Here is a 24,389-nt window from a genome sequence, read left to right as displayed (position 1 = left end):
TCCTCCCCAAGTTTCAAAATAAAGTTATACAAACATTATACAAACATTATACAAATAGTTTATTAGATTGCCAACTATTAAGTTAATAATTTTTATATCACCGTTGGACAAGCAAAAAAATTAGGCACTCTTTTTAAAAAAGAGGCCTAATATAACGCCATATAATGCATGCCCGAACAACCAAAAGAGTAATGCTTCACCTGACCATATGGAAGGTGTTCGTTCAGAAAGCAAGGTTAAAGGGAACAACAAAAATCCGATACCGACATTTATGAGCAAAAGTATGGACATCGATTTACTTTTTGACCATAACCGAATTTTCATTAACCAAAACAAAGCAACAGCTAATACGATGGACACTACGAGATGTAGTGTAAATTCTATCCCTTCCGACATAGTCAATTCATTCAGCATTGGGACAAAGTCTACATTTAACAATAATGTATAAACGTTTATTGCTGTTATCGCTTCTACCCCTTTTAAAAACAACCCCAAAAGAACACCCGCAACAAGCCCTGCTAATACAGCCCAGCGCAGTTCACGCCACGTTCTCACAGATGATGCACCCCACTTTCATTCTCTACCTTTAGGCGAATTAACGATGAGCTTATTTTTTCAATATGACTGACAAACCCTTCTGGATAAGGCCGAAAGATCGTTTGCTCTAAGATATATTCCTCATTATACCGCTTTGCCCATGCATACAATAAATGCAAAATACTTCTATCTTCTCGCTCCGCATCCTTGTATTCTTGTAACAAGTGCTCCATATTCTTTTTTTCTCGCGTTGATACGTATTTAGAAAAATAACCAATCATATGCTGTAAGGCATTCATATGTTTTCCTCTTGAAAAAGAAGAAGATAACAACGCCAGCAGGCTTTGCTCATAATGCTGAAATACGTCATTGATTGAGCGTTTATCTGCATTGGCAACAATCCCTCCTAGCTTTTTCAAAACCATTGGCTGCAAGCTCATGAATAAATACTTATGCGAACGATGAAAGTTGGTTAATGATGCAAAAGACGGAGAGGATTTTACCTGATGAAACTTTGTTAACGCATATAATCGAGTCAGAAAAAGACGTTGAGTCTGAGCAGTTTGTAGCTGCTTGCGCTCGATAAAAATCGCTGCTGGAACATCCAGGTCTACACAAAAGGTTTGCTCATGCGAACGATCCTTCCAGGCACTTGCTAGTTCATTAAAGGCCTCGTGTAACGGACAATCCATAGAACAGCATTCGTATATCACGCCATCAAGGGACGGAATACTTCTCAAAAATCGCCCAATCGTCACAACCGCCGCAACCATTGGAACTTCTTTTGTAATTACCACCTTTTTATCATCAATTTCACTTACCCAGTCTTCTTGAAAGACCGCCTCGTGATCAACCGTTATATTCAATACTGCTGCCACTCGTTCCAAAAGCGACTCTAAACCTAAAAACGCTTCACCTTCACTTGAATGAAGCTCCTCTTTTTGTTCGCATTGAAGGATTGCGATGGTCGGCTTTCCCCAATCCATATACACACCCCCACTCCATATTTGCTTTATTATGGCAGAAGGTAAATGCGTTGTCAAATGTTTGTATAATGTTTAATATGTATTGTACAAAGTTGTATAATGTTATATAGTAAAATGGAAATAAAGGTAAAGAAAAGCTAGTGAATATCACTCATAAAAGAGGATGTTGAAATATGGAAGAACAAAAAAACACCATAACATATACGATTCAGCAAGTTTCGGAAATGACAAAACTATCTAAACAAGTGATTCGAAAATGGGAAGAGAGATACGGGGTAGTTAATCCGGAACGAATGAATAACCGATATCGTGTGTACAACCAACATGAAGTGAACCTATTACGCACTGTTAAAGGGTTAGTTGATGAAGGACACACCGTTAAGCAGGCAGCTGCATACGTTAAGCAGCACGGCATAGTACCGAACACCTCTCCTTCGACGTCTGCAAATCCTAACAAAGCCGTACAAACAACTTATGTACAGCAACTTTTAGATAGTGGAGCCAGTTGTAATGAAAAAAAATTACTTCAGTTGCTACAACAGGCTTATCATGAAAATGGGCTCAAAACGTTTTTAGATGAAGTCATCATCCCATTTCTTATCGAAGTTGGTAACCATTGGGAGAATGGACGGTGGGGAGAATATCAAGAAGCATTTTCCAGTATGGTTGTGCGTGACTATCTCATCCAATTACAAAACGGGTTTCAATATACCGATAATGATTCACTCATTCTAGGAGCCTGTCTTCCAGGAGAACGACATGAAATACCGCTGCACATTATTCTTCTGCAGTGTATGCTGCATGGATGGAACACGATTATGATTGGAGCATCACCAGCACCAATGGCGATTCAATCAACAATCAAACAGCTTCAACCAAAAAAAGTTCTATTATCAGCTACAACGACGTATCCGTTTGAAATGGATGAACAGCTTTTACAACAATTAGATAACTTTGCTGGTACACTCCCCCATATTCAATTTTATTTGGGCGGACAGGGGGCAATCACCCACTTAAAAGGGAAGCAGTTACAGCATATAACACTATCTCACGACCTTCAGACAATACTAGGACACGAATAAGGGGCGGATAAGTTTACATGTTATTATTCCCCTTCTACTTGTTTCTCTGTGGGAAAAGCCTGTGACTGCTCAAGCGATATCGCTTCTAATTCTTTTTTTGCTGCTTGCACAATCGCGTTTATGTTGGTAATATAAGCTTCTTTTTGTTGCACGGATGCTTCCCTCGGTAGATCTTCAATGAGTTTATCAGCATACGCTTTTAACGCTGTAACTCGCTCTTGTTTCTCGTTTTCTACAAAGGAATCCCACTCGCCTTCTACGGTTTTAATTGTTTCATATAATTCTTTTTTTAATCGTTCTGTTTGCTTCGATTGTTCGTCTTTGATGACCGTATCGATATCCGCAATACTTTCTGCAGTTTTGTTTTGCAGCCAATTGGCGATTAGTGCACGCATATCCTGGTCTGCAAATACGAGCTTGTAACTACCGACAGTCATCACAATTGACAGAAGGATAATAGTAAGCCATTTTCTTCGTTGCAAGCGTTTGTTTCTTTTTCGGATATCTATTCTACTCATCCATATCCCCCATTACTAGAAGAATCCGTCTAGGATGTAGGCGATCGTTTCCTAGACGGCGTAACTTCCTAATTTTATATGGCCAGCGTTCAAATTCCCTAGTTAATTGTTAATTCCTGAAACAACATCATCCATTGCCGCTTTCGCATCATCTTCTAGTTGCTGCGCAGTAGCGATAATAATCGTTTTTTGTTCTTCAACTAGTCCAGCTAAGAGCTCTGTTACTTGATTACGTAATTCCTCAATTGACCAATCTACTTGGTTTTTTAAATTCCGAATCGTAATTTCCTCGTTTTCAGATATCGCTGCTCCTAATTCTTCTTGCGCCTGTCTTATTGCTTCTTCTAATTCTTGTACTGCTTCATCCTTCGCAGCGTTTAAATCTCCTGTCATCTCATCTACTGCTGCCTGTCCAAGCTCACCTGTATAAGCAGTTAAATCGTCTGTCGCATATGCAAGCCCTTCTTCAGCCTTCTGTTGAATCTCGCCATACCCATCTAAAAAGACGTTGTAATACTGGTAACCAATGTTGGAAAGGATTTCTCGCTTTGATTCATCCAGTGATCCTAAATGGTCAAGCTTTGCTTGAATAATTTTCTCTAGCGACTCTCCTGTAGCTAATTCCCTTGATAAATCAATGTCTATCCCTGCTTCACTTTTTAAGTTCTCGTACTCCTCCTGTAGCTCAGGCAGCTTACTCTCGCCATACGCAGTAACTTCATCTTCAATTGTATCTACAGACTGATTAAACATTCCATCATACCATGCCTTTAAAGCAGCACCTGCATCTGTGTTCGCAAAAGCCAGCCCCGCTCCTGACATGATTAGACCAAAAACGAGCACACCGACAATTACTTTCCCCTTCAACTTTTTAAACATTACTAGATTCCCCCTCATTTTTTATTCCCCTATCAATTCCGTTAGATAGGCCGTTACATCTTGTTCAATCTCGAGGTTGATCTCTTTCTTTTTGCGTTCCTCAAACGCTATAAATAGCTGTTCTATTGAAACGTTTTTCTGATCAGCTAATCGTGTTAAATATTCAAGCTGATACTGTTCAATTTCAGCATTTGCATCAGAAGTAACCGAAGAAATAAAGGCTTGTAGCTCTAATTTCTTCTCCCGTTCCATCCGCTCTTGCTCTCTTGCTTGATCTATTCGTGCTAACTCCGCAGGAAACCAACGATTAAATGCATGAAGTGTTATGGAATAAGTGCGAAAAGCCTCTTTTATTGGTTGTCCTGTGGTTGCTTTTGAATAGATTGCTGAACAAACGATCAATAAAGAAATTGTAAAACATACTAAAATTCTTTTTTTCAACCTCACCTATCCTTTCGTATGAAGTATTTTAGCTTACAAAAATGTACAACTTCCCTCGCAGTCCCTATATTAACAGAAAATTTAAATAGAAAAATCGGAATTTTATACTATTTATTGAATAGTCTAAAAGAACCGACTTCCCTTTACCGTTTGCAAAATAATGTAGAAAAGCTGTCAGAAAAAAACTATTTTTGTTGAAATGTTGGACAAGCTTGTAGATTGGATAAAATACCAAGAAGATGCTTAACAGAGGTCTAGTGCTTTCTTATTACAGAGGAATGAAGTTTAAGGTCTATTGTCGCGGTATAAAGGGATTGGATTCAACTGTTTTTCTAACATAAAAATGAATTCAAATAGAATAAATTATTCTTCGCGAAATTTATTAATAATGCGATTAGAAGTTTCTTCCTACTCGTGTGATGTATTTCACTTATCTTTATAAGCAAATTTACTATACTCATATTGAATCAAACAATCTACATTCGTTCGTTTTGAAGGCGTGCTTTGATGTATAGATAAATTTTCTTAGGAGGATGAATATGAAACTTTGTATGCCAAAACAACATGGGGCATGGGCAATGCTTGTCATACCCTTTTGGCTTGGGGTTGCCGCTACTCGATTTATATGGGTTCACATACCCTTCTTTATTGGCTGGTTACTACTCTATTTAGCAACGTATCCAATTTTACTTCTATTTAAGAAAAGGAAAATGCCGTATTACACAAAATGGGCAATCATTTACTTTATTCCCGCAATGGCATTCCTACTCGTCGCATTGATGTATAGGCCTTCTATAATTTATTTTGGATTTATTATGATTCCCTTTTTTGCGTTGAATGCTTACTTCTCATCGCAAAATAAAGAAAGAACGTTTACAAATGATTTCATTGCTATTCTTATTTTTGCTATTGGCGGGTTAGCCAGTGCTTATCTTGCAGAAGGAACGATAAACTCAGAAGCACGATTATCATTTAGTTTAGTTATATTGTTTTTTATCGGCACTACTTTTTATGTAAAGTCCATCATACGCGAGCGAAAAAACACTACATTTAAATGGTTTTCTTGGATCTATCATACTTTGATAATTGCGGGGTGGGTTATCACAGGAAATTGGCTAATTGCCGTTGCATTTATTCCAAGTTTAATTCGAGCTATCTATTTCTATGGGAAGCGAGTAAACATTAAAACTTTAGGAATACTCGAATTTGTAAACGCATCATTCTTCTTTATTATTATCTTGCTTGTTATCATGTGAGCCGAATATGTTCGTGTGACAAACATCACTACACTGAAAATGATTATCATTTATCCTTTACTTGTAATAACTAACAAGGAGGAGATTATTTATGACTATACCATTCACAAACGATACATTAGTAAAAGATATCGTTAATGAATTACCTAAAACAAGCGATGTTTTCAAAAAATATCGGATCGACTTTTGTTGTGGAGGGAATATCCCACTTCATGAAGCAGCTTCTAAAAAGGCCGTCAATTTAGACGATGTACTCCAAGAATTAAAGGAACTATATCAAAGAGAGATAGATCGCACAGACAATTTGGAGGTATGGACAAGTAGTTCGTCTTCTGAAATTATTAATCACATTAAAACGCATTACCATCATCCATTAATGGAAGAGCTTATTCAGCTAACCCCATACGTATTAAAAGTTTCCAAGGTACACGGGAATCATCATCCGGAGCTTTTAAAAGTATATGAATTATTTACTGAATTCAAAGAAGAAATGATTGAGCATACTGAAAAAGAAGAAAAAGATATATTTCCTCTCCTGCTCAAATTAGAAAGCATGCAAAAGGAAAACAAAAACAAGGTCATCGCTCATATACAAGAGTTAGAAAAAGAACATGATTATGCAGGTTCCCTTCTTGCACAATTAAGAGATGTAACATCTGACTATAAGCTACCTGCAGAAGCATGTGGTACGTATACGTTAGTATACAAACGATTAGAAGCGCTTGAATCCGAAACTTTTATGCATGTACATCTAGAAAATAACATATTATTTCCTCGTTATATGTAATTAAGTGCGCTTTATTTATAATACAGCTTGCTTTTATTATCGATTGAGGAAGGAATCACACCCATTCATGACATAAACAACTCCAATTTTGTATATTACCGTATCAACAATACACATGATACAATAGAAAAATACAATTAGTTGGAGGGATTTACATGACAATCGATTTTACAAACAGACTGAACACACTACAAACTCATTTAAAATCGCAAAACATTGAGGTTGCAATGATTACAACCCCTGCAAATGTTTTCTATTATACTGGTTTTCAATCTGACCCGCATGAGCGATTTATGGCATTAATCATTGATAATCGGAAAGATGAAATGATGCTCTTTGTGCCGGCATTGGATAAAGATATGGCTGCTGATGCTTCCATCGTAAAAAACATTGTAGCGATCTCTGATGAACAAGACCCTTACCATATACTGAAGGAAAACCTAAATGGACAAATTACACGATTTGGACTTGAAATGAAAGTCGTTACGATGTATCAGCACAACCAATTATCGAAAGCATTTCCAGAAGCTACCTATTTCGATATTCAACCTTTTATAAATGGACAGCGCTTGAAAAAATCGAGAAATGAAATTGTACATTTACAAAAAGCAGTGGATATTATTGAAAAAGTCATGGCAGAAGGAATTAAAAAAGTAAAGGTTGGCATGACGGAGCTTGAATTAGCTGCCGAGCTAGAATATTTAATGAAAGCGTTCGGAGCTGAAGGACCTTCCTTCTCTACCATTGTACTAGCAGGAGAAAAGTCTGCATTGCCTCACGGTGTACCAGGGGAACGCACCATTCAACACGGTGATTTCCTCCTCATTGATATGGGAGTAAAAATAAGTGAAAGATATTGTTCCGATACAACACGCACCTTTGTTATTGGAGAAGCCTCTGAAAAGCAAAAAGAAATCTATGACATTGTCTTACAATCGAACCAAGCGGGAATTAAGGCTGTTCAATCAGGGGTTCCGTTAAAGACCTTTGATATTGCAGCAAGAAAGGTAATACAAGACAAAGGATATGGCGCTTATTTTAACAATCGTGTCGGGCATGGATTAGGAATTGAGTTACACGAAGAACCATCGATCCATGAAAATAATGAAGCACTTGCAGAAAACGGCATGCTTTTCACAATTGAGCCTGGTATCTACATTCCTGAATTAGGTGGCGTAAGAATTGAGGATGAAGTATACATCAATGAAACAGGAGAAATAGAAATCTTAACGAAGTTTCCAAAAGAGCTGCAAATCCTATCTTAAACGCTTGAACAGCACCTGCATTCACGCAGGTGCTTTACTTTCAATCCCCTTCCACCGTAAAATGACGCCATTCCTGTGGTAAAAGAGCTTGGTATTTTGATTGTAAAAACCGATCATCTACTAATGCAATTACACCTGTATCAGCTTCCGTTCGTATTAGTCGTCCACCTGCTTGAAGCACTTTATTCATGCCAGGATATACGTAGGCATAGTCATGGCCATTTTGGTTCAGCTTCATAAAGTAATCCTTTATAATATCCCTTTCTAATCCAATTTGCGGGTATCCGACCCCAACAATAATTACTCCCTGAAGGCGATTCCCCCTTAAATCCACGCCTTCAGAAAAAATACCCCCTAACACCGCAAACCCGATTAATCGTTCTTTCCGTTCTGCATCAAAAGCCGCTAAAAAGTCCTCGCGTTGCTGTTCAGACATTCCTGCAGATTGAACGATTGTTTCTAGCTCAGGGGCAAGCTCTGTAAATTTCTCGTAAGCAAGCTGCATATAATGATAGGATGGGAAAAAAACTAAAAAATTTCCCGATTGCTTTTTCATTACATCTACGAAAAATTCAACCATTGGATTTATCGTATGATTTCGATCTCGATAGCGCGTAGATAATGGTTTAATCATTACCTTCACCTTCTCTCGCTCGAAAGGAGATGGTATGGAAACCGTATAATCTTCTGCTGTTCCACCTAACAGCTTTTTATAATATTCACCCGGAATTAATGTTGCAGAAAAAAATACCTTTGAACGAAATCCCTTACTCATCTGTTTAATAAGATGCGATGGATCCATACAAAAAAGCTTCAAACTTACCTCACTTTGATCAACCATACAGTACGTTGTATACCGATGATCATATAAGCGGGCGATTTTCACAAATGCTTGCGCGGAAAAATACGCCTCCAGCAATCGTTCATTTTTCCCATCTTCCTCTAAAAGTGCATCCTCTGCATGCATGGAAAAGATTTCTACTTTATCCACTAAATCGATATCTAATTCTTCTCCAACAACGAATTCCTCCTGTTTTTTAACAAACAGGTGCTCACTCACTGCTTTTGCTGAGTTAGCAATGGCTGGGTTTATTTCTTCGTAATAGCGTTCTACATCATAGTAATGTGACTTTACCAATGTAGCGGAGTACATTTCTCGTGCTCGATCCACAAGATTATGTGCTTCATCAATAAGCAATGCTGTCTGTTTTTTATGCTCCTCGATCAGCCTTTTTAAGGATACGCGCGGATCAAAAATATAATTGTAATCACAAATAACAACATCGGCCTCATAGGCAAGGTCTAGAGAAAATTCAAAAGGACAAACTTGATGCTTTCGGGCATAAGTTTCAATAACATTTCTAGTCATCAAGCATTCCTGCTCTAAAATATCTAGCATGGCACCATTAATCCGGTCATAATAGCCATCTGCGAAAATGCAATTCGCTTTATCACAAACCATTTCTTCTTGAAAACAAATTTTATCCTTTGCGGTAATTGTAACAACCTTTAATTGAACGCCATTTGCGATTAATTGCTTTAAAGCTTCTTCTGCAGCAGTGCGTGTTATCGTTTTTGCCGTTAAATAAAAAATCCGCTCAATATGGCCTTCTCCTATTGCCTTAATCGCCGGAAATATCGTAGACATCGTCTTGCCAATTCCTGTTGCTGCTCTCGCAAACAGATTTTTATTGCTTTCTATCGTTTTATAGACAGTTCCCGCTAGCTTTCGCTGGCCATCTCGATACGATGCAAAGGGAAAGGCTAACGCTTTACTCGACTCTGTTCGTTTCTCGGCATGGCTTTGTTTCCGATTTGCAAACGATGCATACTGATTTACAACCTGATGAACAAAGTCCTCAAGCTCCTTAAAGCTCATCTCATTTTGTAGTTGCTTTTGTTTTCCCGTTTGTGTTTGTACATAGGTTAACTGAATGGTTATCCGTTCTAACGCATGGTCCTTCGCATACATGTATCCATAAAAATTAGCTTGTGCCCAATGAACTGGATAGGAATCTGCAGTAAATTGAGCGAGGGCATGCTTTGTAGACTTTATTTCATCGATAATAATCGAACCGTCTTCTTCAACAAGCAGCCCGTCACATCGTCCATCAACAAGGAGTGTAATATCCCCAACGGAAATTTCTGTTTTTAAATACACTTCCTTTTGGTCTTGATCGCGATACGTTTTTTGGATGGTTTGATGAATCCTTGTTCCTTCTGTTAGTGAAGCTGTCGTTCGAAATCCAGATTCGATACTTCCGCTTCGAAACACATGCTCTACTAAGGCACGCACGGATATTCTATTTATATATGTCATGTCATCACCTAATTTAATCTATCAATCAAGAAATCGCCTTTTTACAGCAATCCTCGTCCTTCTATCGTAGCACATATGTTTGCATAGAACCACGGATTATGAGGAATCTCTTGCCAAGAAGCCATTCTGCAAAGGTATATAAAACTTCAAAATATAAATCAGCCTTTATAAGGTGTTCTGAATTAAGAAAGCATGGATACAAAGTTGATGGAATATTAAATGAGCTCAACTATTGTATGTTTATCTTTTCTTTTCGTTTGATGAATCGCTCTATTAAAATCAAACGCACCAATAAAATTATACACAATGGTAATCTCCTGTGTCTTGGTTTGATGACCTATCGCTGACACTAAAATTTTGTCGATTAATTCTTTTAAAATTGCCGTTTCCAACTTCTCCAGTTTCGTATACTTTCTAGCGATCTGGACATATTTTCGGATATTTGTTTTCTTTTTCTCGTGTTCTTTTAACTCTTTTTGTAATGTATGAGATGACGCTTTTAATCTTTCTTGTTCTTTCTCATACTCACCGGATAAGTGAAAAAATCGGTGATCACTGAGGTTCCCAGAAATCTAATCCTCTTAAAAGCGTTTGAAAATAACATCTAATTCAACGATACGTTTAGTAGTAGTTTTGAGTATTATTCTTTTGATGTTTAGTCTCTAATGAACACAAAGAAGAGATGATGGAAGATAAAAAACACGTTTAGTAGATACGTCTTATGGAGTTTTATATAATGGTTATATATGATATTGTTAACTATTATTTTCTGCAATTCTTTTTAATTCTTTTCCACGAGAATATATAAAGTCTGACATATACTTTTTTAAAAATAATTTGTCTGCAATAACACCAATCGGACCAAAAGGCGACTTATATTCAAATACATCAATCATTACAGTAAAATCATTCATTTCAATAAATTGGTGGGTATGCTTAAAAGAACTGAAAGCTCCCTTTATCATAACATCGACAAATAAAGTAGGCTTTTTCATATGAATCACTTTTACTGTTAATATTTGTCGAATACCAAAATGAATAGCTTCCCAAGTGACTGTATCACCCTTTTCTAATAAGCCCTCCGTAACCCCTCCTACAGCTTTCTCTTTAGTTTTAAAGCTAGTTTTAACATGTATGTCTACATTTCTTGCAAGATCAAAACATAAATTAATAGGTGCTTGTATTATTTGTATATGCTTAATAATAGGCATTTGTTGTCTCCTTATATAATATAATTATCAGTTATTCAACTCCATCCACTTTTTATGTTCATAATAAAGATTCATGTGACGAAAAAACTTATACTAGCATCATATTCTTAAATTGTTTTAGGTTAAAAATAGAGTATGATTATATAAAGGAAATATGCAATGGTTTGACATAGAGCCTTACTTGTATTGCGCGAATTTTTTTCGCGTTTATTAATCTAATATCAACTTCTTCACTAAACGCTTAACACGCTTAAGGCTTACCTATGGTCTTCTTCAATTAAAAGATGATGAATTTCCGGTGCACCTTAAGGCTTGTCGCTCGCGATTAGAGATTGTTTTATTTAATGACTGATAGTATGTACTTTTAGTATATCAAATACTTCGCACATTGTTTTCATCGGATGACTATCTAATAAAATTAGTCAATACATTGTCATTTCTTTTTTTCCGAATATGGCCATAGCCATTTTAACTTCCTGCCTCTATATCCTGTTTCCGTTCTCCCACCATATAGCTACGTGCTAAATCAATGTGATGCTTTTTAGCAAGGTCAAGGAGCATTTTTGGCTGCGGCTTTCGACAGGGACAGCCTTCATGAGGCTTGTGTGAACAATAAGCAATATCATCTACATGTGCGCCGAATACCGCTAGTTTACGTAGCATCTGTTGATGTACGGCATGAAGTGTTGATTGTGTCATATAACCATGGTTCTTTTTTGCTTCCAAGACATATTAAAAGGATTCTGGAACCAAATATCTATTCCAGAATCCTGCTAATTAATTATTTTCTAGTTCATTAAACATTCCTGCGTAAAATTTCACTTCACCAGCATCGTTTTCAATTGCACTGATCGTCAACAATTCTTTATAAATGTCACCATTTTTACGCTGATTCCAAATCTCACCTTTCCAGAAGCCCTGGGATTCAATTGTACGCCACATTTGATTGTAAAAGGATGGGCCATGCTTACCAGACGATAATAAACGAGGTGTTTTTCCAATTGCTTCTTCTTTTGTAAAACCAGTTACCTTCGTAAAAGCCGGGTTAACATCTTGAATTATTCCGCTATTATTCGTTACGATAATCCCCTCTACTGTCCCCTCAATAATACTCTTTTCCATATTTAACTGGTCTTTGTAATACATGAATATCACGATAACGAAACAAACCATTGCTAGTTCAGATAACAGCATAAATGCAATCGAATAATGTCCTGTCATGCTATAAACAGTAGATAAAAGCAATGGTGGAAAGAAACCTCCTAACCCTCCCATTGCTGCAACAATACCATTCACGACACCAGCTTGCTTCGTAAAATAGAGTGGTACTAACTTAAAGACCGTCCCATTCCCTATTCCTACACAAACCGCCACAGCTAATGCTCCAACGGAATACCAGGTAATGTTTAACGAAAACGACAGAAGAATACCAGAAATAGCAACACCGACAAAAGTAAACATCAATATAATAAAGGCATTAAACTTATCTGCCAACCAACCGCCAATCGGACGCATCAATGTAGCTAGTACAATGAACCCCGCCGTACGAATTCCCGCATCAACTGGATTCAAAGCAAAGTTATTCACTAAAAAATTAGGTAAAAAAACAGTAAACGCGACAAAAGATCCAAAGGTAATAAAATAAAATAAACTTAGAAACCAAAGCTTTGTATTCTTATAAACGCCTCTAATTTGTTCTCCCATCGAAAGCTTGATCTTTGACTCGTCACGGTCTCCTAATAGAAAGGTTATTAAAGTAAATACAAGCAGCAAAATCAAATATAAACGGACTGTGCTTTGCCAACCGATAAGGCCAGCTAAAACTGGTGCTGCAAATGTTGTTATCGCCGTACCCACGTTTCCAATAGCATATATTCCGTTAATAAACCCGTGCTTTTCTTTAGGGTAATATTTTGGAAGTGACGTTACCCCAATGGAAAACACCGCACCACCTATACCGAGTATTAGACCGCCAACAACTAAATCGATAAAAGAATCGGCAAAACTAATATAAAACACAGGAACTAACAAAATGATAAAGCTAATGATAAATAGTTTTTTTGCTCCTAATCGATTTGTATAAAAGCCAATCGGAATGCGCAATAAAGAACCTAAAATAACAGGGATTGCTGTAATGAGTGAAGCTTGCCCAGAGGTTAGTATAATATCTTCCTTAATACTAGGCATAAGAGAAGAAATAAGCACCCACACCATAAAACCTACAAACAGATTTGATGTTTGTAACAACAGCTGAACACTTGATTTTTTCATATTTGCTCACCTAACCTTTTTTAAATTTATTATTAATCTCAGTTTAGATACAAAATTTGCTATATATTGTGAAAAACATCACACGAAAACAAATTTTTAAAGCAATATTGACGAAATCGTGACATTCCATTTTGATGTGAAGTTTTTCACACCATAGGGAATTTTTAAATGCTTCAATAGACATATAAATTAAGAGAAATTCCAAGGAGGGATTTACGATGAAAAAAAAACCATCTCCGTTATGGCAAAGATTGAACTATTTAAAACCAAAGGAAACATACTCCGATAACCATAGCCAATTACAAGAAGGGAATCGCGATTGGGAAAACGCCTACCGTCGTAGATGGCAACATGATAAGGTCATCCGTTCCACCCACGGGGTCAACTGTACTGGATCATGCAGTTGGAATATCTTTGTAAAAGACGGAATCGTTACTTGGGAAGGACAGCAAATAGACTATCCGACGACAGGTCCAGATATGCCGGAATTTGAACCACGCGGATGCCCGAGAGGAGCTAGCTTTTCATGGTATATATACAGTCCTTTGCGTGTGAAGTACCCTTATATTCGAAAAAAATTGTTGCATTTATGGAGAGAAGCACTGGAAACACATACCAATGCGTTAGAAGCATGGGCAAGTATTGTTGAGGATAAAGAAAAAGCAAAACTGTATAAACAAGCGAGAGGAAGAGGAGGGCTAGTACGCGCAGAGTGGGAAGAGGTCACAAAACTAATAGCCGCATCTGTCCTCTATACGATCAAAAAATATGGACCAGATCGAAATGTAGGATTTTCACCAATTCCTGCTATGTCTATGCTGAGCCATGCAGCCGGAAGTCGGTTTATGTCTTTAATTGGTGGTCCGATGCTTAGCTTTTATGATTGGTATGCCGACTTACCACCCGCTTCACCACAAATTTGGGGTGATCAAACAGACGTCCCAGAAAGCTCCGATTGGTTTAATGCAGGATATATCATGACTTGGGGTTCTAATGTACCACTTACTAGAACACCAGATGCTCATTTCTTAGCTGAGGCAAGATATCGTGGTACAAAGGTTATTTCCGTTAGCCCCGATTATGCGGAATCAACGAAATTTGCTGACGAGTGGATGTCCGTAAAGCAAGGAACAGACGGCGCTGTTGCAATGGCAATGGGCCATGTTATTTTAAATGAATTTTATCATAAACAAAAAACGCCTTATTTTGAACAATATGCAAAGCAATACACAGATTTTCCGTTTGCCGTTCGCTTAAAGGCTGGCGAAGATGGTCTTAGCGTAGATCGCTTTTTACACGCAAAAGATATAGGGATAGAATCTGAAAACAATGCGTGGAAACCGGCATTATTTAATACATCCACTAATAAATTCGCTATCCCACATGGCACAATGGGCGCACGATGGGATGAAAACGGCAAATGGAATTTGCGTTTAATCGATGAAAACACAGAAGAAGCAATCGAACCCCTTCTTAGCTTCCTTGGCTCAGAAGACAATATTGTTTCCGTCGATATGCCGTACTTTGACGACATCTCGAAACGAATGGTAAAACGAGCCGTTCCAGTTAAGACAATCGAAATAAATGGCAAACAAGAATATATTACTACCGTATATGATTTAATGTTAGCCAACTATGGAATCGACCGGGGAATAGGTGGCGAAGTTGCCAAGCAATATGATGATATAGCTCCATTTTCTCCTGCTTGGCAAGAAACTATTTCTGGCGTAGATAGAAATCTAGTAATTAAGATTGCACGAGAGTTCGCACAGAATGCCATTGATACGAAAGGACGCTCCATGATTATAATGGGCGCAGGAATCAACCATTGGTTCAATTCAGATACAATCTATCGCGCCATTATTAATCTTGTCATGATGGTTGGAGCACAAGGGGTAAATGGCGGTGGCTGGGCACATTATGTTGGTCAAGAAAAGCTACGACCAGCTGAAGGATGGAACACGATTGCTACGGCAAAAGACTGGGGTGGACCTCCGAAGTTACAAAACGGAACGTCGTTTTTCTATTTTGCTACAGATCAATGGCGTTACGAGGAAACGCCAGTTAGTGAACTAGCAGCTGCAAATATAAATAAAGCACGTTATGACCATCACGGAGATTACAATATTCTAGCAGCTCGTCTAGGTTGGCTTCCTTCTTACCCTACATTTAATAAAAATGGGATTGATCTTTACGAGGAAGCTGTGGCGAATGACCATGAATCACAAGAAGAAATAGGAAGTTATATTGCAGAACAACTGAAAAATAAATCCCTGCAATTTTCCATAGAAGATCCAGATAATGCCGTTAACTTCCCACGTAACTTGTTTGTATGGCGAGCCAATTTAATTTCAAGCTCGGGAAAAGGCCATGAATATTTTTTAAAACATTTATTAGGTACCAGTCATGGCTTGCTTAATTCAGATGAAGATAGTTTAAAGCCAGAAGAGATCACATGGCGGGAAAATGCACCTGAAGGAAAGCTTGATTTATTAATTAATCTAGACTTCCGCATGGCAGGGACTGCACTTTATTCAGATGTTATCCTACCAGCAGCGACATGGTATGAAAAACACGATTTATCTAGTACGGATATGCATCCATTTGTACATCCATTTAATCCTGCCATAGCGACACCTTGGGAATCGAAATCAGACTGGGACATCTTCAAGCAATTAGCAAAAGGCGTATCTGATTTAGCTGCGGAAGTTTCGTTTGAGCCGATTAAAGAAGTAGTTGCGACACCTTTACAACATGATTCAAAAGCAGAAATGGCACAACCATATGGCGAAATTAAAGACTGGTCTAAAGGCGAATGTGAACCAATTCCAGGAAAAACAATGCCAGATATTCATATTGTCGAGCGAGATTATAAGCAAATTTATCATAAAATGACTGCGCTTGGACCGAATGTCGCTCTTAAACCTTATGGTGGTAAAGGAATTAGCTGGAGCATGGATAAAGAGTATGAACAGGCAAAGCACATCCTTGGGACAATTGAAAATGGAAGTATTGCTAATGGTTGCCCAGATATTACAAGTGCGCGGAATGCATGTGAAGCTGTATTAATGCTTTCTTCAACAACTAATGGAAAAGTCGCCACGAAGGCATGGGAGTCACTTGAAAAAATAACGAACGTAGATTTAAGGGATCTAGCTTCTGAACGAGAAGAAGAACGATTTACCTTCGAAAAGATTACAAAGCAACCAATGACGGTTATTACATCACCAGCGTTTAGTGGTTCAGAAAAAGATGGTAGAAGGTATTCTCCGTTTACAACAAATATTGAACGATTAATACCTTTCCGTACGATTACAGGAAGACAGTCTTTCTTTGTCGATCATGACATGATGAAAGAATTCGGCGAAGCATTTGCAGTGTATAAGCCAATCTTGAACCAACAGCCTTTTCGATCAAATCGACCAAAGACAGAAGGAAAAGAAATCACATTAAATTATTTAACACCACATAATAAGTGGTCGATTCATAGCATGTATTTCGACGCGCAACCAATGTTAACTCTATTTCGAGGTGGTCCAACCATTTGGCTTAATAAAGATGATGCGAAAGAAATCGATGTAGAAGATAATGACTGGATTGAATGCTTTAACAGAAATGGCGTCGTTGTTGCCCGTGCCGTTGTATCCCACCGAATCCCTAGAACAATGGCTTTTATGCATCATGCTCAAGATAGACACATTCACGTACCAGGAACAAAACTAACACAAAATCGTGGTGGGACGCATAATAGTCCAACGAGAATACACGTGAAACCTACCCATATGATTGGTGGTTATGCTCAACTTAGCTATGGCTTTAACTACTATGGTCCAACAGGAAACCAACGTGATTTAAACGTCATCATTCGAAAGCTTAAGGAGGTTGATTGGCTTGAAGATTAAAGCGCAAGTTGGAATGGTAATGAATCTTGATAAATGTATTGGTTGTCATACTTGTAGTGTCACCTGTAAAAACACCTGGACAAATCGTCCAGGTGCAGAGTATATGTACTTTAACAACGTAGAAACAAAGCCAGGTATCGGCTATCCAAAACAATGGGAAGATCAAGAAAAATATAAAGGCGGTTGGGAACTAAACAACGGAAAGCTTCGTTTAAAATCCGGTTCAAAAACGAATCGTTTACTTAATTTATTCCACAATCCAGACCAACCAGAACTGGATGATTACTATGAACCTTGGAATTATGATTATGAAACATTAATCAATTCACCAGAAAAAAAGCATCAGCCTGTTGCACGAGCAAAATCTGCTATTACTGGCGATTTTATGGACTTGGAATGGGGGCCAAATTGGGAAGATGACTTAGCTGGAGGACATATAACTGGACCTCAAGATCCAAATGTGATGCAAATGGAGGAATCCATTAAAACAGAATTTGAAGATGTATTCATGATGTATCTTCCACGCATTTGTGAGCATTGTATCAATGCACCTTGCGTCTCTGCTTGTCCATCAGGAGCGATGTATAAGCGTGATGAAGATGGGATTGTTCTCGTAGATCAAAATGCTTGTCGCGCTTGGAGACACTGCGTTACTTCTTGTCCTTACAAAAAAGTTTATTTTAATTGGAAGACAAATAAAGCTGAAAAATGCACACTTTGTTATCCACGTATTGAGAACGGGCAACCAACTATTTGTTCTGAAACATGCGTAGGCAGAATTCGTTATATTGGCGTGATGCTTTACGATGCGGACAAAGTGTCCGAAGCAGCTTCTGTAGAAGACGAAAAGGAGCTTTATCATTCTCAGCTAGAAATTTTTCTTGATCCGCATGATCCAGAAGTAATTAAAGAAGCAAAAAAAGAAGGCATTCCGATGGATTGGATTGAAGCGGCTCAACAATCACCTCTATATAAAATGATTATTGATTGGAAAATTGCTTTACCTTTGCACCCTGAATATCGCACCATGCCAATGGTTTGGTATATTCCACCACTTAGTCCAATCATGAATATGATTGAGGGAAAAGGGAGTAACGCGGACACCGCAGACATCTTTCCTGCAATAGACAATATGCGGATTCCAATTGAATATTTAGCTAATCTTTTAACTGCTGGTGATACCGAACACATTCGTACCGTTCTTAAAAAAATGACTGTAATGCGTAGTTACATGCGTGCAGACTTAACAGGAAAAGCTTTTGATCAAACTTCGATTTCCGATTTAGGTTTGACGGAGGATGACATCCGAAAGATGTATCGTCTATTAGCCATTGCTAAATATGAAGATCGCTTTGTTATACCAAAAAGTCATAGAGAAGAAGTACAAGACTTGTATGAAGAACAGGGAACTTGTGGGTTGGACTTTGCTGGTGGACCTGGAAGTTGTGGCATCGTTTAAACAAACGATGTGATATGGAAGAAAATCCGTGTGAATAGGGAGTTGAACAAAATGGATACTGTTTATCAATTAATCGCCTTTTTATTACAATATCCAACTCAAAAAATGAAAGAAATATTACCTGAGCTGGTCGATGACATTGAACAACTTGAAGATGGGATTACTAAGCATCATCTTTTGAACTTTATTACGCAATCAGAGCAAATGCCGTTCGACGATTGGATCGATCATTATATTGAACACTTCGATTTCGGAAAAACAACGAATCTGTACGTCACATACCTAAAGCTAGGAGAGCAAAGAGAACGCGGGATAGAGCTATTAAAACTAAAACAATTTTATCAATCAGAGGGATTTGATATCACAGATAAAGAATTACCCGATTTCTTACCTCTTATGCTGGAATTTTGTGCGAATGTAAGTGTTGATAAAAGCAATGAACTACTGCAAATGCATCAAAAAGCATTAACTGAAATGCGTGAGAAGATTGATACATTACAAAGCCATTATGTGTTTTTGTTTGATGCATTGTTTAACCATATGAACAAAAATGGTTTAGCTCCTATAAACATAAAACAAGTCGACAAGATTTAAATGACAAAATGCCAATTAAGGAGGGATGATCAATGGATTGGATTTTATGGGGTGTTTTACCATATATCGTATTAACAATATTTATTGGTGGACATCTGTACCGTTATCAAAAAGATCAATTTGGCTGGACAACGAAGTCTAGTGAATTATTAGAAAAGAAACGATTACGATGGGGATCACTCTTATTCCACTTTGGAATTATCTTCGTGTTTGGAGGTCATGTGCTTGGTTTAATAATCCCGATAGAATTTTATAACCGTGTTGGAATCTCAGAGCACACCTATCATATCTTAGCTATCGCTTTTGGACTTCCAGCAGGAATTGCTGTTTTAATAGGAACGATCCTTCTAACCTTCCGTAGAATTCAAGTAAAACGGATAAAAGCAACAACATCTTTGAGCGATTGGATCACATTAGGCATTTTATTAATTGTCATTATTACCGGGGTAACCGCTACTACACTAAACATCGATGCGAATGGTTTTGATTATCGTACCACCATTGCACCATGGTTGCGAGGCCTGTTCTACTTTAATATTCAACCAGAGCTGATGGAAACCGTACCAATTTGGTTTAAGATTCATATTTTATCTACCTTTACGCTTTATATCATTTGGCCATTCACTAGACTTGTGCATGTGTTCAGTTTTCCGATAAGATACTTACAGAGAAGCTATATTATTTACAAAAAACGTATACCTACTAGAGAAGTGTAATGAACGTTTCGTAAAGAAAAAATTCTATGAAGTATGGTGAGGAAAATGATGAACAAGTGGTTTTATTTAAACCTAGCATTGCTCATTACAGCAATATGGCAGTTAGTAAAGCGAAGTTATTTTCATAGTATATCCTTGTTTTTATGGTTGGGCTTTATTGGATTACTCTTGTTTTTGTTTAATTGGACACGTCACGCTGTCTTTTCAACGATTCGTAATGCTCCAAGAAGAAAAACAAAAATTAAATTCGCAAATATCTCTAAAAAAGCACTGCCCTATCATAAATGGAGTGGAACTGCTGCACTATTGCTTATTCTTTGCCATGCGATCTGGATTATGAACAAGTACGGCATTCTTCTGGACTATCCTAAAATGTTCATCGGAATACTAGCAGGACTTACATTAATCATTCAAGTTAGCACTGGATGGTTACGTCAATATTGGCCAAGCGGGCTTAAACGAAAAGTACATCTCTATGGAGGCATGCTACTATTCTTTCTAATATTCGTTCATATTATTTTGTAATGTGATTCACTATTTGAACAAGGGGGGAACAAAATGAATGGTACGTCACCAAACATACAGGCAATAGAAGCATTGTTGCAAACAACAACAGACCGTGATAAGCAGTTTTTTGCATTAAGCACGATCGCCAATCATTATCGAAAAACACATCATTATGATAAAGCGGTCACCTACTTTAAACAAGCGCTATTAAAAGTAAACGAGTGTCCCACCATTAACATGGCTGGTCGAATCGAATTAATTCTAAATTACGCTGAGCTAGAAAGAGCTTATGGACATTTTAAAGAAGCACGGATATTACTCGCCAAGTTGCTGGAGCAATTAGAAAAAAAGGAACCAGATAACCTATTAGCTTTCGGCTATATTTATCGTAATTTAGGAAGCGTCTTTATCGATGAAGGCGATTTTGAAAATGGGATCATACAATTTGAAAAAGCGATAACCTATTTCAAACAGATAGTTTCCGCTACGCATCCACTAACCGTTCGAGTAATGCACACGTTGATTGATGTTTACGTTCAAGCCGAGAACTATAACGAGGCAATTAATCGACTAGAATGGTTATCAACAGCATATGAAAAGATAAATGATACATCTTCTGTTGCCCAAATTCAACTTAAAATTGCAGAAATCTATTTCTTTAGTAACATGCAGTTGGCAAGGAAGAAACTGTTAGAAGTCTTAACACTTTTTGAGCGGCTCTCACTACAATCAGATCTTGACTTTATTAGAATAAACATGATGTTAGGAGAATTAGACGAGAATATGGGGGCCTTCACTAGAGCAAGCCTATATTATCAAGAAGCATGTAAAGGGATTTCTTCACACAAACCCCCTATTCCATATCTAGTAGCCTATATTAACGAAAAAATCGGCAAGCTCTCCCTTCTTTCAGGTGATTTACAACAAGCAGAGATTCATTATAAAAAGGGATTGATCGTTTCCAACAACTTCTCTTTACTTCGACTTCAAACGCTTTTAGGATTAGTTGAAATTTACACAAAAACGAAAAATGATGCGTCGCTTGTAAATATACATCATCAAATATTACATCTACTTTCTGAAAACAATCAAAAAAATACAATCACTTTCGTAAACTCACTGATTGCACTAGGTGACACACATTATGAGCAGGGGAAAACCAAAGACGCCATAAGCTATTATGTTGATGCGATTCATGCATTTTCAACGTTAGCTTCTTCACATCATGAGAAACAAGGAATAGCCATTCTAAAACTTGCTACCTGCTATGAGAAAAAAAGTAATCCTGATTTTAGAAAGGCAGAAGCGGCATATAGGCAAAGCATCGAATTATTACGAAAAACAAACAATTACACACTGCTTAAAGAAGCATATCGACTTGTAATCTCTTTTTATAAAAGAAGGGGAATTGCAGAAGAAATTAGAAGTTATCAAATGAAATTAACACAATTAGATAAAACATGTTAAGTTTTATCATTGTCCATTGCAGAGCTTAGTGTGCCATTTTCGATTAAACAAATTCTTCGCGCGTGATGTTTTTAACAGCTTGCTCTTTTCTTTAGCATTATAATATAGACAATATAAATCGATGGAAAGAGGAATAGTGATGAACATTACAGATAAACTTGGTCGGCCAATGCGTGATTTACGGATTTCCGTCACAGATCGTTGTAATTTTCGTTGTAGATATTGTATGCCAAAAGAAATCTTTGGAAAAGATTATACATTCATGCCAAAGGATAACATGTTACAGTTTGACGAGATTGAAAGACTTGCATCTATTTTTGTTGAACTCGGAGTAAAAAAGTTACGCATTACTGGCGGCGAGCCTCTTTTGAGAAGAAATTTATCTAAATTAATAGCGCACGTGTCGGCTATAGATGGATTAGAGGATATCGGTCTCACAACGAACGGTGTCTTGTTAGAGAAATTAGCAGATCAGCTAGTAGCAGCAGGATTAAAACGTGTTAATGTAAGCTTAGATGCCTTGAACAACGACACGTTTCAAGCTATTAATGATAGCGGAATTGCTACGAATCAAATCTTAAAGGGCATCGAAAAAGCGTCTCTTGCGGGGTTGCTTGTTAAAGTAAATATGGTTGTAAAAAAGGGAATGAATGAACAAGAAATTTTACCAATGGCAGCCTTTTTTAAAGAAAAGGGGATAACACTTCGCTTTATAGAGTTTATGGATGTTGGTACTTCGAATAAATGGGACTTAAGTAAAGTGGTAACAAAAAAAGAAATCATCGATACATTATCACATTCTTTTTCTTTAGAGCCAATAAAGTCCAGTTACTTGGGTGAGGTTGCTCAAAGGTATTATTATAAAGGAACAAATACGGAGGTAGGCTTTATTACTTCTGTATCAGAATCTTTTTGTTCTACTTGTACGCGTGCACGAATCGCTGCTGATGGAAAGTTATATACGTGTTTATTCGCTTCTGATGGAATTGATCTAAAACAAATGATTCGTTCAGGGTTATCAAATAAAGAAATTCAAATTGCAATTAAAGAAATATGGCATAACCGACAGGACCGTTATTCAGATGAACGAATAGGAACGTCGAATTTAAAAAAGAAGCGGATTGAAATGTCTTATATAGGTGGCTAAGTAACGCTTTCTGACAAGTGAAAGCTCAACATGCGTATTACTTGTATAATCAATCAACTAATTAATGTTACACACTTCTATCGGACAATTATCACACCCAATTTCATCTCTTAAAAATTGAACATTTTTAATTAATATTTTCCCATCTTGTTGTATGGAAATAACATTTAATGTCCGAAGCTCTGCTAGCATTCGATTTACACTTTCGCGTGTAGCTGCGCAAAAATTAGCTAGCTCTTGATTTGTCATGGCAATATCAATTAGTAACCCATCCTCGTTCGCTTTTCCATAGCTATTAGATAAACGGATGAGCGTGGAGTATAAGGCACCTTTTTTTCCATTCAATAATAAATCTCTAATTTTCGATTGGAATTTACGCATATGATCACTTACCCATCTCATAAATTCAAAAGTAAGTGCACTATTGGTCATTAGTTCTTGTTCCAACTTCTCTTTATCAATAAGAAGAACTACCCCTTTTTGAAGAGCCCGAGCACTTAGTAAGTACTTTGGATTATTTGTAAACAAAGTAAGCTCTCCGAATATGTCACCACTTTTACAAATACGCATAGAAAGTTCCTTACCATCTGAAGTTAGCAATGTAATGTGTACCAAGCCCGATTGGATAAGAAATATTTCTTGAGCATCTGAACCCTCATGATAAAGGTATTCGTCTTTCTCTATCTTTTTAGGTGTTCCCAATGAACATAACAACTTCCGCAGTTCATTTGATATATTTGTGTCTTTATTAGAATGTTGTTCAGCCAATAACTTAGAGTACAATTTTCTCAGCCCCTTCCATTTTTCATTAAAAAGATAATTACGACATAACTAATTACCTTCATTCTAACACTTATTCTATACGTAAACATCTCGATTGATTACGATAAAGTGAACATTCGCAAAAATTATTTAGCTTAAGTAACTATCCGCCCGTAAAACGGGCGGTTTTAGTTTCGCCCTATAAGGGCACTTTACCAACGAGGCCCCTAAAGGGGCTTCGAAATTGACCGTCAACCGTTTATATTCCTATCTATTTTTTAA

The 24,389-nt window shown here is 37.3% G+C and carries 22 protein-coding genes; 11 read left to right on the top strand and 11 right to left on the bottom strand.

All coding sequences use genetic code 11. From position 1 onward, the window contains the following. Window positions 1-120 precede the first annotated feature (120 nt). Together QBK89_RS13795 and QBK89_RS13790 are read right to left on the bottom strand one after the other, a co-directional pair. Window positions 121-555: a hypothetical protein gene (locus tag QBK89_RS13795; protein ID WP_284141639.1), complete on the bottom strand. Its 435-nt coding sequence runs from the start codon at window positions 553-555 to the stop codon at window positions 121-123. Continuing rightward, window positions 552-1,523 carry a YbgA family protein gene (locus QBK89_RS13790; RefSeq protein WP_284141638.1) on the bottom strand — a complete coding sequence of 324 codons (972 nt, stop codon included), beginning with the start codon at window positions 1,521-1,523 and terminating at the stop codon, window positions 552-554. Before QBK89_RS13790 ends, QBK89_RS13795 begins: the two co-directional genes overlap by 4 nt. A gap of 173 nt (window positions 1,524-1,696) precedes the next feature. Between QBK89_RS13790 and QBK89_RS13785 the strand changes: the two genes are divergently transcribed. Next, a complete protein-coding gene (locus QBK89_RS13785) occupies window positions 1,697-2,605 on the top strand; it encodes a MerR family transcriptional regulator (protein ID WP_284141637.1) in 909 nt (302 codons plus the stop codon). 23 nt (window positions 2,606-2,628) lie between these two features. Here QBK89_RS13785 and QBK89_RS13780 read toward each other — a convergent pair whose 3' ends face one another. From QBK89_RS13780 to QBK89_RS13770, 3 genes are all read right to left on the bottom strand, one after another. Next, the gene (locus tag QBK89_RS13780; protein WP_284141636.1) at window positions 2,629-3,123 is read right to left on the bottom strand and encodes a hypothetical protein; all 495 of its coding nucleotides are present in this window, start codon (window positions 3,121-3,123) and stop codon (window positions 2,629-2,631) included. 102 nt (window positions 3,124-3,225) lie between these two features. Continuing rightward, window positions 3,226-4,002: a hypothetical protein gene (locus QBK89_RS13775; RefSeq protein ID WP_284141635.1), complete on the bottom strand. Its 777-nt coding sequence runs from the start codon at window positions 4,000-4,002 to the stop codon at window positions 3,226-3,228. Between the two features lie 21 nt (window positions 4,003-4,023). Then, on the bottom strand, window positions 4,024-4,443 hold the full coding sequence (locus tag QBK89_RS13770) for a hypothetical protein (protein WP_284141634.1): 420 nt from the start codon (window positions 4,441-4,443) through the stop codon (window positions 4,024-4,026). 539 nt (window positions 4,444-4,982) lie between these two features. Between QBK89_RS13770 and QBK89_RS13765 the strand changes: the two genes are divergently transcribed. The 3 genes from QBK89_RS13765 (at window position 4,983) to QBK89_RS13755 (ending at window position 7,751) form a co-directional block, all read left to right on the top strand. Next, window positions 4,983-5,699 (top strand): YwiC-like family protein, encoded by a 717-nt coding sequence (locus QBK89_RS13765; RefSeq protein WP_284141633.1) that lies wholly within the window; start codon window positions 4,983-4,985, stop codon window positions 5,697-5,699. Between the two features lie 91 nt (window positions 5,700-5,790). Next, window positions 5,791-6,486, top strand: coding sequence for an iron-sulfur cluster repair di-iron protein (ric, locus tag QBK89_RS13760; protein WP_284141632.1), 696 nt, complete (start codon window positions 5,791-5,793; stop codon window positions 6,484-6,486). A gap of 155 nt (window positions 6,487-6,641) precedes the next feature. Beyond that, window positions 6,642-7,751, top strand: a complete 1,110-nt coding sequence (locus QBK89_RS13755; RefSeq protein ID WP_284141631.1) for a M24 family metallopeptidase — start codon at window positions 6,642-6,644, stop codon at window positions 7,749-7,751. Window positions 7,752-7,791: 40 nt separating this feature from the next. Here QBK89_RS13755 and QBK89_RS13750 read toward each other — a convergent pair whose 3' ends face one another. The 5 genes from QBK89_RS13750 to QBK89_RS13730 form a co-directional block, all read right to left on the bottom strand. Further along, complete coding sequence (locus QBK89_RS13750) at window positions 7,792-10,071, bottom strand: ATP-dependent DNA helicase (protein WP_284141630.1); 2,280 nt, start codon at window positions 10,069-10,071, stop codon at window positions 7,792-7,794. 215 nt (window positions 10,072-10,286) lie between these two features. Continuing rightward, window positions 10,287-10,643 (bottom strand): DUF4368 domain-containing protein, encoded by a 357-nt coding sequence (locus tag QBK89_RS13745; RefSeq protein ID WP_284141646.1) that lies wholly within the window; start codon window positions 10,641-10,643, stop codon window positions 10,287-10,289. Window positions 10,644-10,826: 183 nt separating this feature from the next. Beyond that, window positions 10,827-11,282, bottom strand: a complete 456-nt coding sequence (locus QBK89_RS13740; protein ID WP_284141629.1) for an SRPBCC family protein — start codon at window positions 11,280-11,282, stop codon at window positions 10,827-10,829. 468 nt (window positions 11,283-11,750) lie between these two features. Further along, window positions 11,751-11,981, bottom strand: a complete 231-nt coding sequence (locus QBK89_RS13735; protein WP_284141628.1) for an HAD hydrolase-like protein — start codon at window positions 11,979-11,981, stop codon at window positions 11,751-11,753. Window positions 11,982-12,059: 78 nt separating this feature from the next. Beyond that, window positions 12,060-13,553, bottom strand: a complete 1,494-nt coding sequence (locus QBK89_RS13730; RefSeq protein ID WP_284141627.1) for a nitrate/nitrite transporter — start codon at window positions 13,551-13,553, stop codon at window positions 12,060-12,062. Window positions 13,554-13,771: 218 nt separating this feature from the next. Between QBK89_RS13730 and QBK89_RS13725 the strand changes: the two genes are divergently transcribed. The 7 genes from QBK89_RS13725 to moaA all read left to right on the top strand — a co-directional run bounded on the left by QBK89_RS13725 (window position 13,772) and on the right by moaA (window position 23,345). Continuing rightward, the gene (locus QBK89_RS13725; RefSeq protein ID WP_284141626.1) at window positions 13,772-17,455 is read left to right on the top strand and encodes a nitrate reductase subunit alpha; all 3,684 of its coding nucleotides are present in this window, start codon (window positions 13,772-13,774) and stop codon (window positions 17,453-17,455) included. Then, window positions 17,445-18,914: a nitrate reductase subunit beta gene (gene narH / locus QBK89_RS13720; RefSeq protein ID WP_284141625.1), complete on the top strand. Its 1,470-nt coding sequence runs from the start codon at window positions 17,445-17,447 to the stop codon at window positions 18,912-18,914. Before QBK89_RS13725 ends, narH begins: the two co-directional genes overlap by 11 nt. A gap of 51 nt (window positions 18,915-18,965) precedes the next feature. Continuing rightward, window positions 18,966-19,508: a nitrate reductase molybdenum cofactor assembly chaperone gene (gene narJ / locus QBK89_RS13715; RefSeq protein ID WP_284141624.1), complete on the top strand. Its 543-nt coding sequence runs from the start codon at window positions 18,966-18,968 to the stop codon at window positions 19,506-19,508. Between the two features lie 32 nt (window positions 19,509-19,540). Continuing rightward, window positions 19,541-20,224, top strand: a complete 684-nt coding sequence (narI, locus tag QBK89_RS13710) for a respiratory nitrate reductase subunit gamma (RefSeq protein WP_284141623.1) — start codon at window positions 19,541-19,543, stop codon at window positions 20,222-20,224. Between the two features lie 48 nt (window positions 20,225-20,272). Continuing rightward, entirely contained in the window at window positions 20,273-20,749 is a 477-nt protein-coding gene (locus QBK89_RS13705) for a hypothetical protein (RefSeq protein ID WP_284141622.1), read from the top strand. Window positions 20,750-20,782: 33 nt separating this feature from the next. Then, a complete protein-coding gene (locus QBK89_RS13700) occupies window positions 20,783-22,198 on the top strand; it encodes a tetratricopeptide repeat protein (protein ID WP_284141621.1) in 1,416 nt (471 codons plus the stop codon). A 133-nt stretch (window positions 22,199-22,331) separates the two neighbouring features. Continuing rightward, the gene (moaA, locus tag QBK89_RS13695) at window positions 22,332-23,345 is read left to right on the top strand and encodes a GTP 3',8-cyclase MoaA (RefSeq protein ID WP_481937837.1); all 1,014 of its coding nucleotides are present in this window, start codon (window positions 22,332-22,334) and stop codon (window positions 23,343-23,345) included. Window positions 23,346-23,402: 57 nt separating this feature from the next. Here the strand turns inward: moaA and QBK89_RS13690 are convergent, their stop codons facing one another. Then, window positions 23,403-24,128, bottom strand: coding sequence for a Crp/Fnr family transcriptional regulator (locus QBK89_RS13690; protein ID WP_284141619.1), 726 nt, complete (start codon window positions 24,126-24,128; stop codon window positions 23,403-23,405). Window positions 24,129-24,389 lie beyond the last annotated feature (261 nt).

This window comes from Virgibacillus sp. LDC-1 (assembly GCF_030137545.1).
Taxonomy (GTDB): Bacteria; Bacillota; Bacilli; order Bacillales; family Amphibacillaceae; genus LDC-1.
Note: the sequence above shows the minus strand (reverse complement) of the source record. Positions and strands in the feature narration are given on the sequence as shown.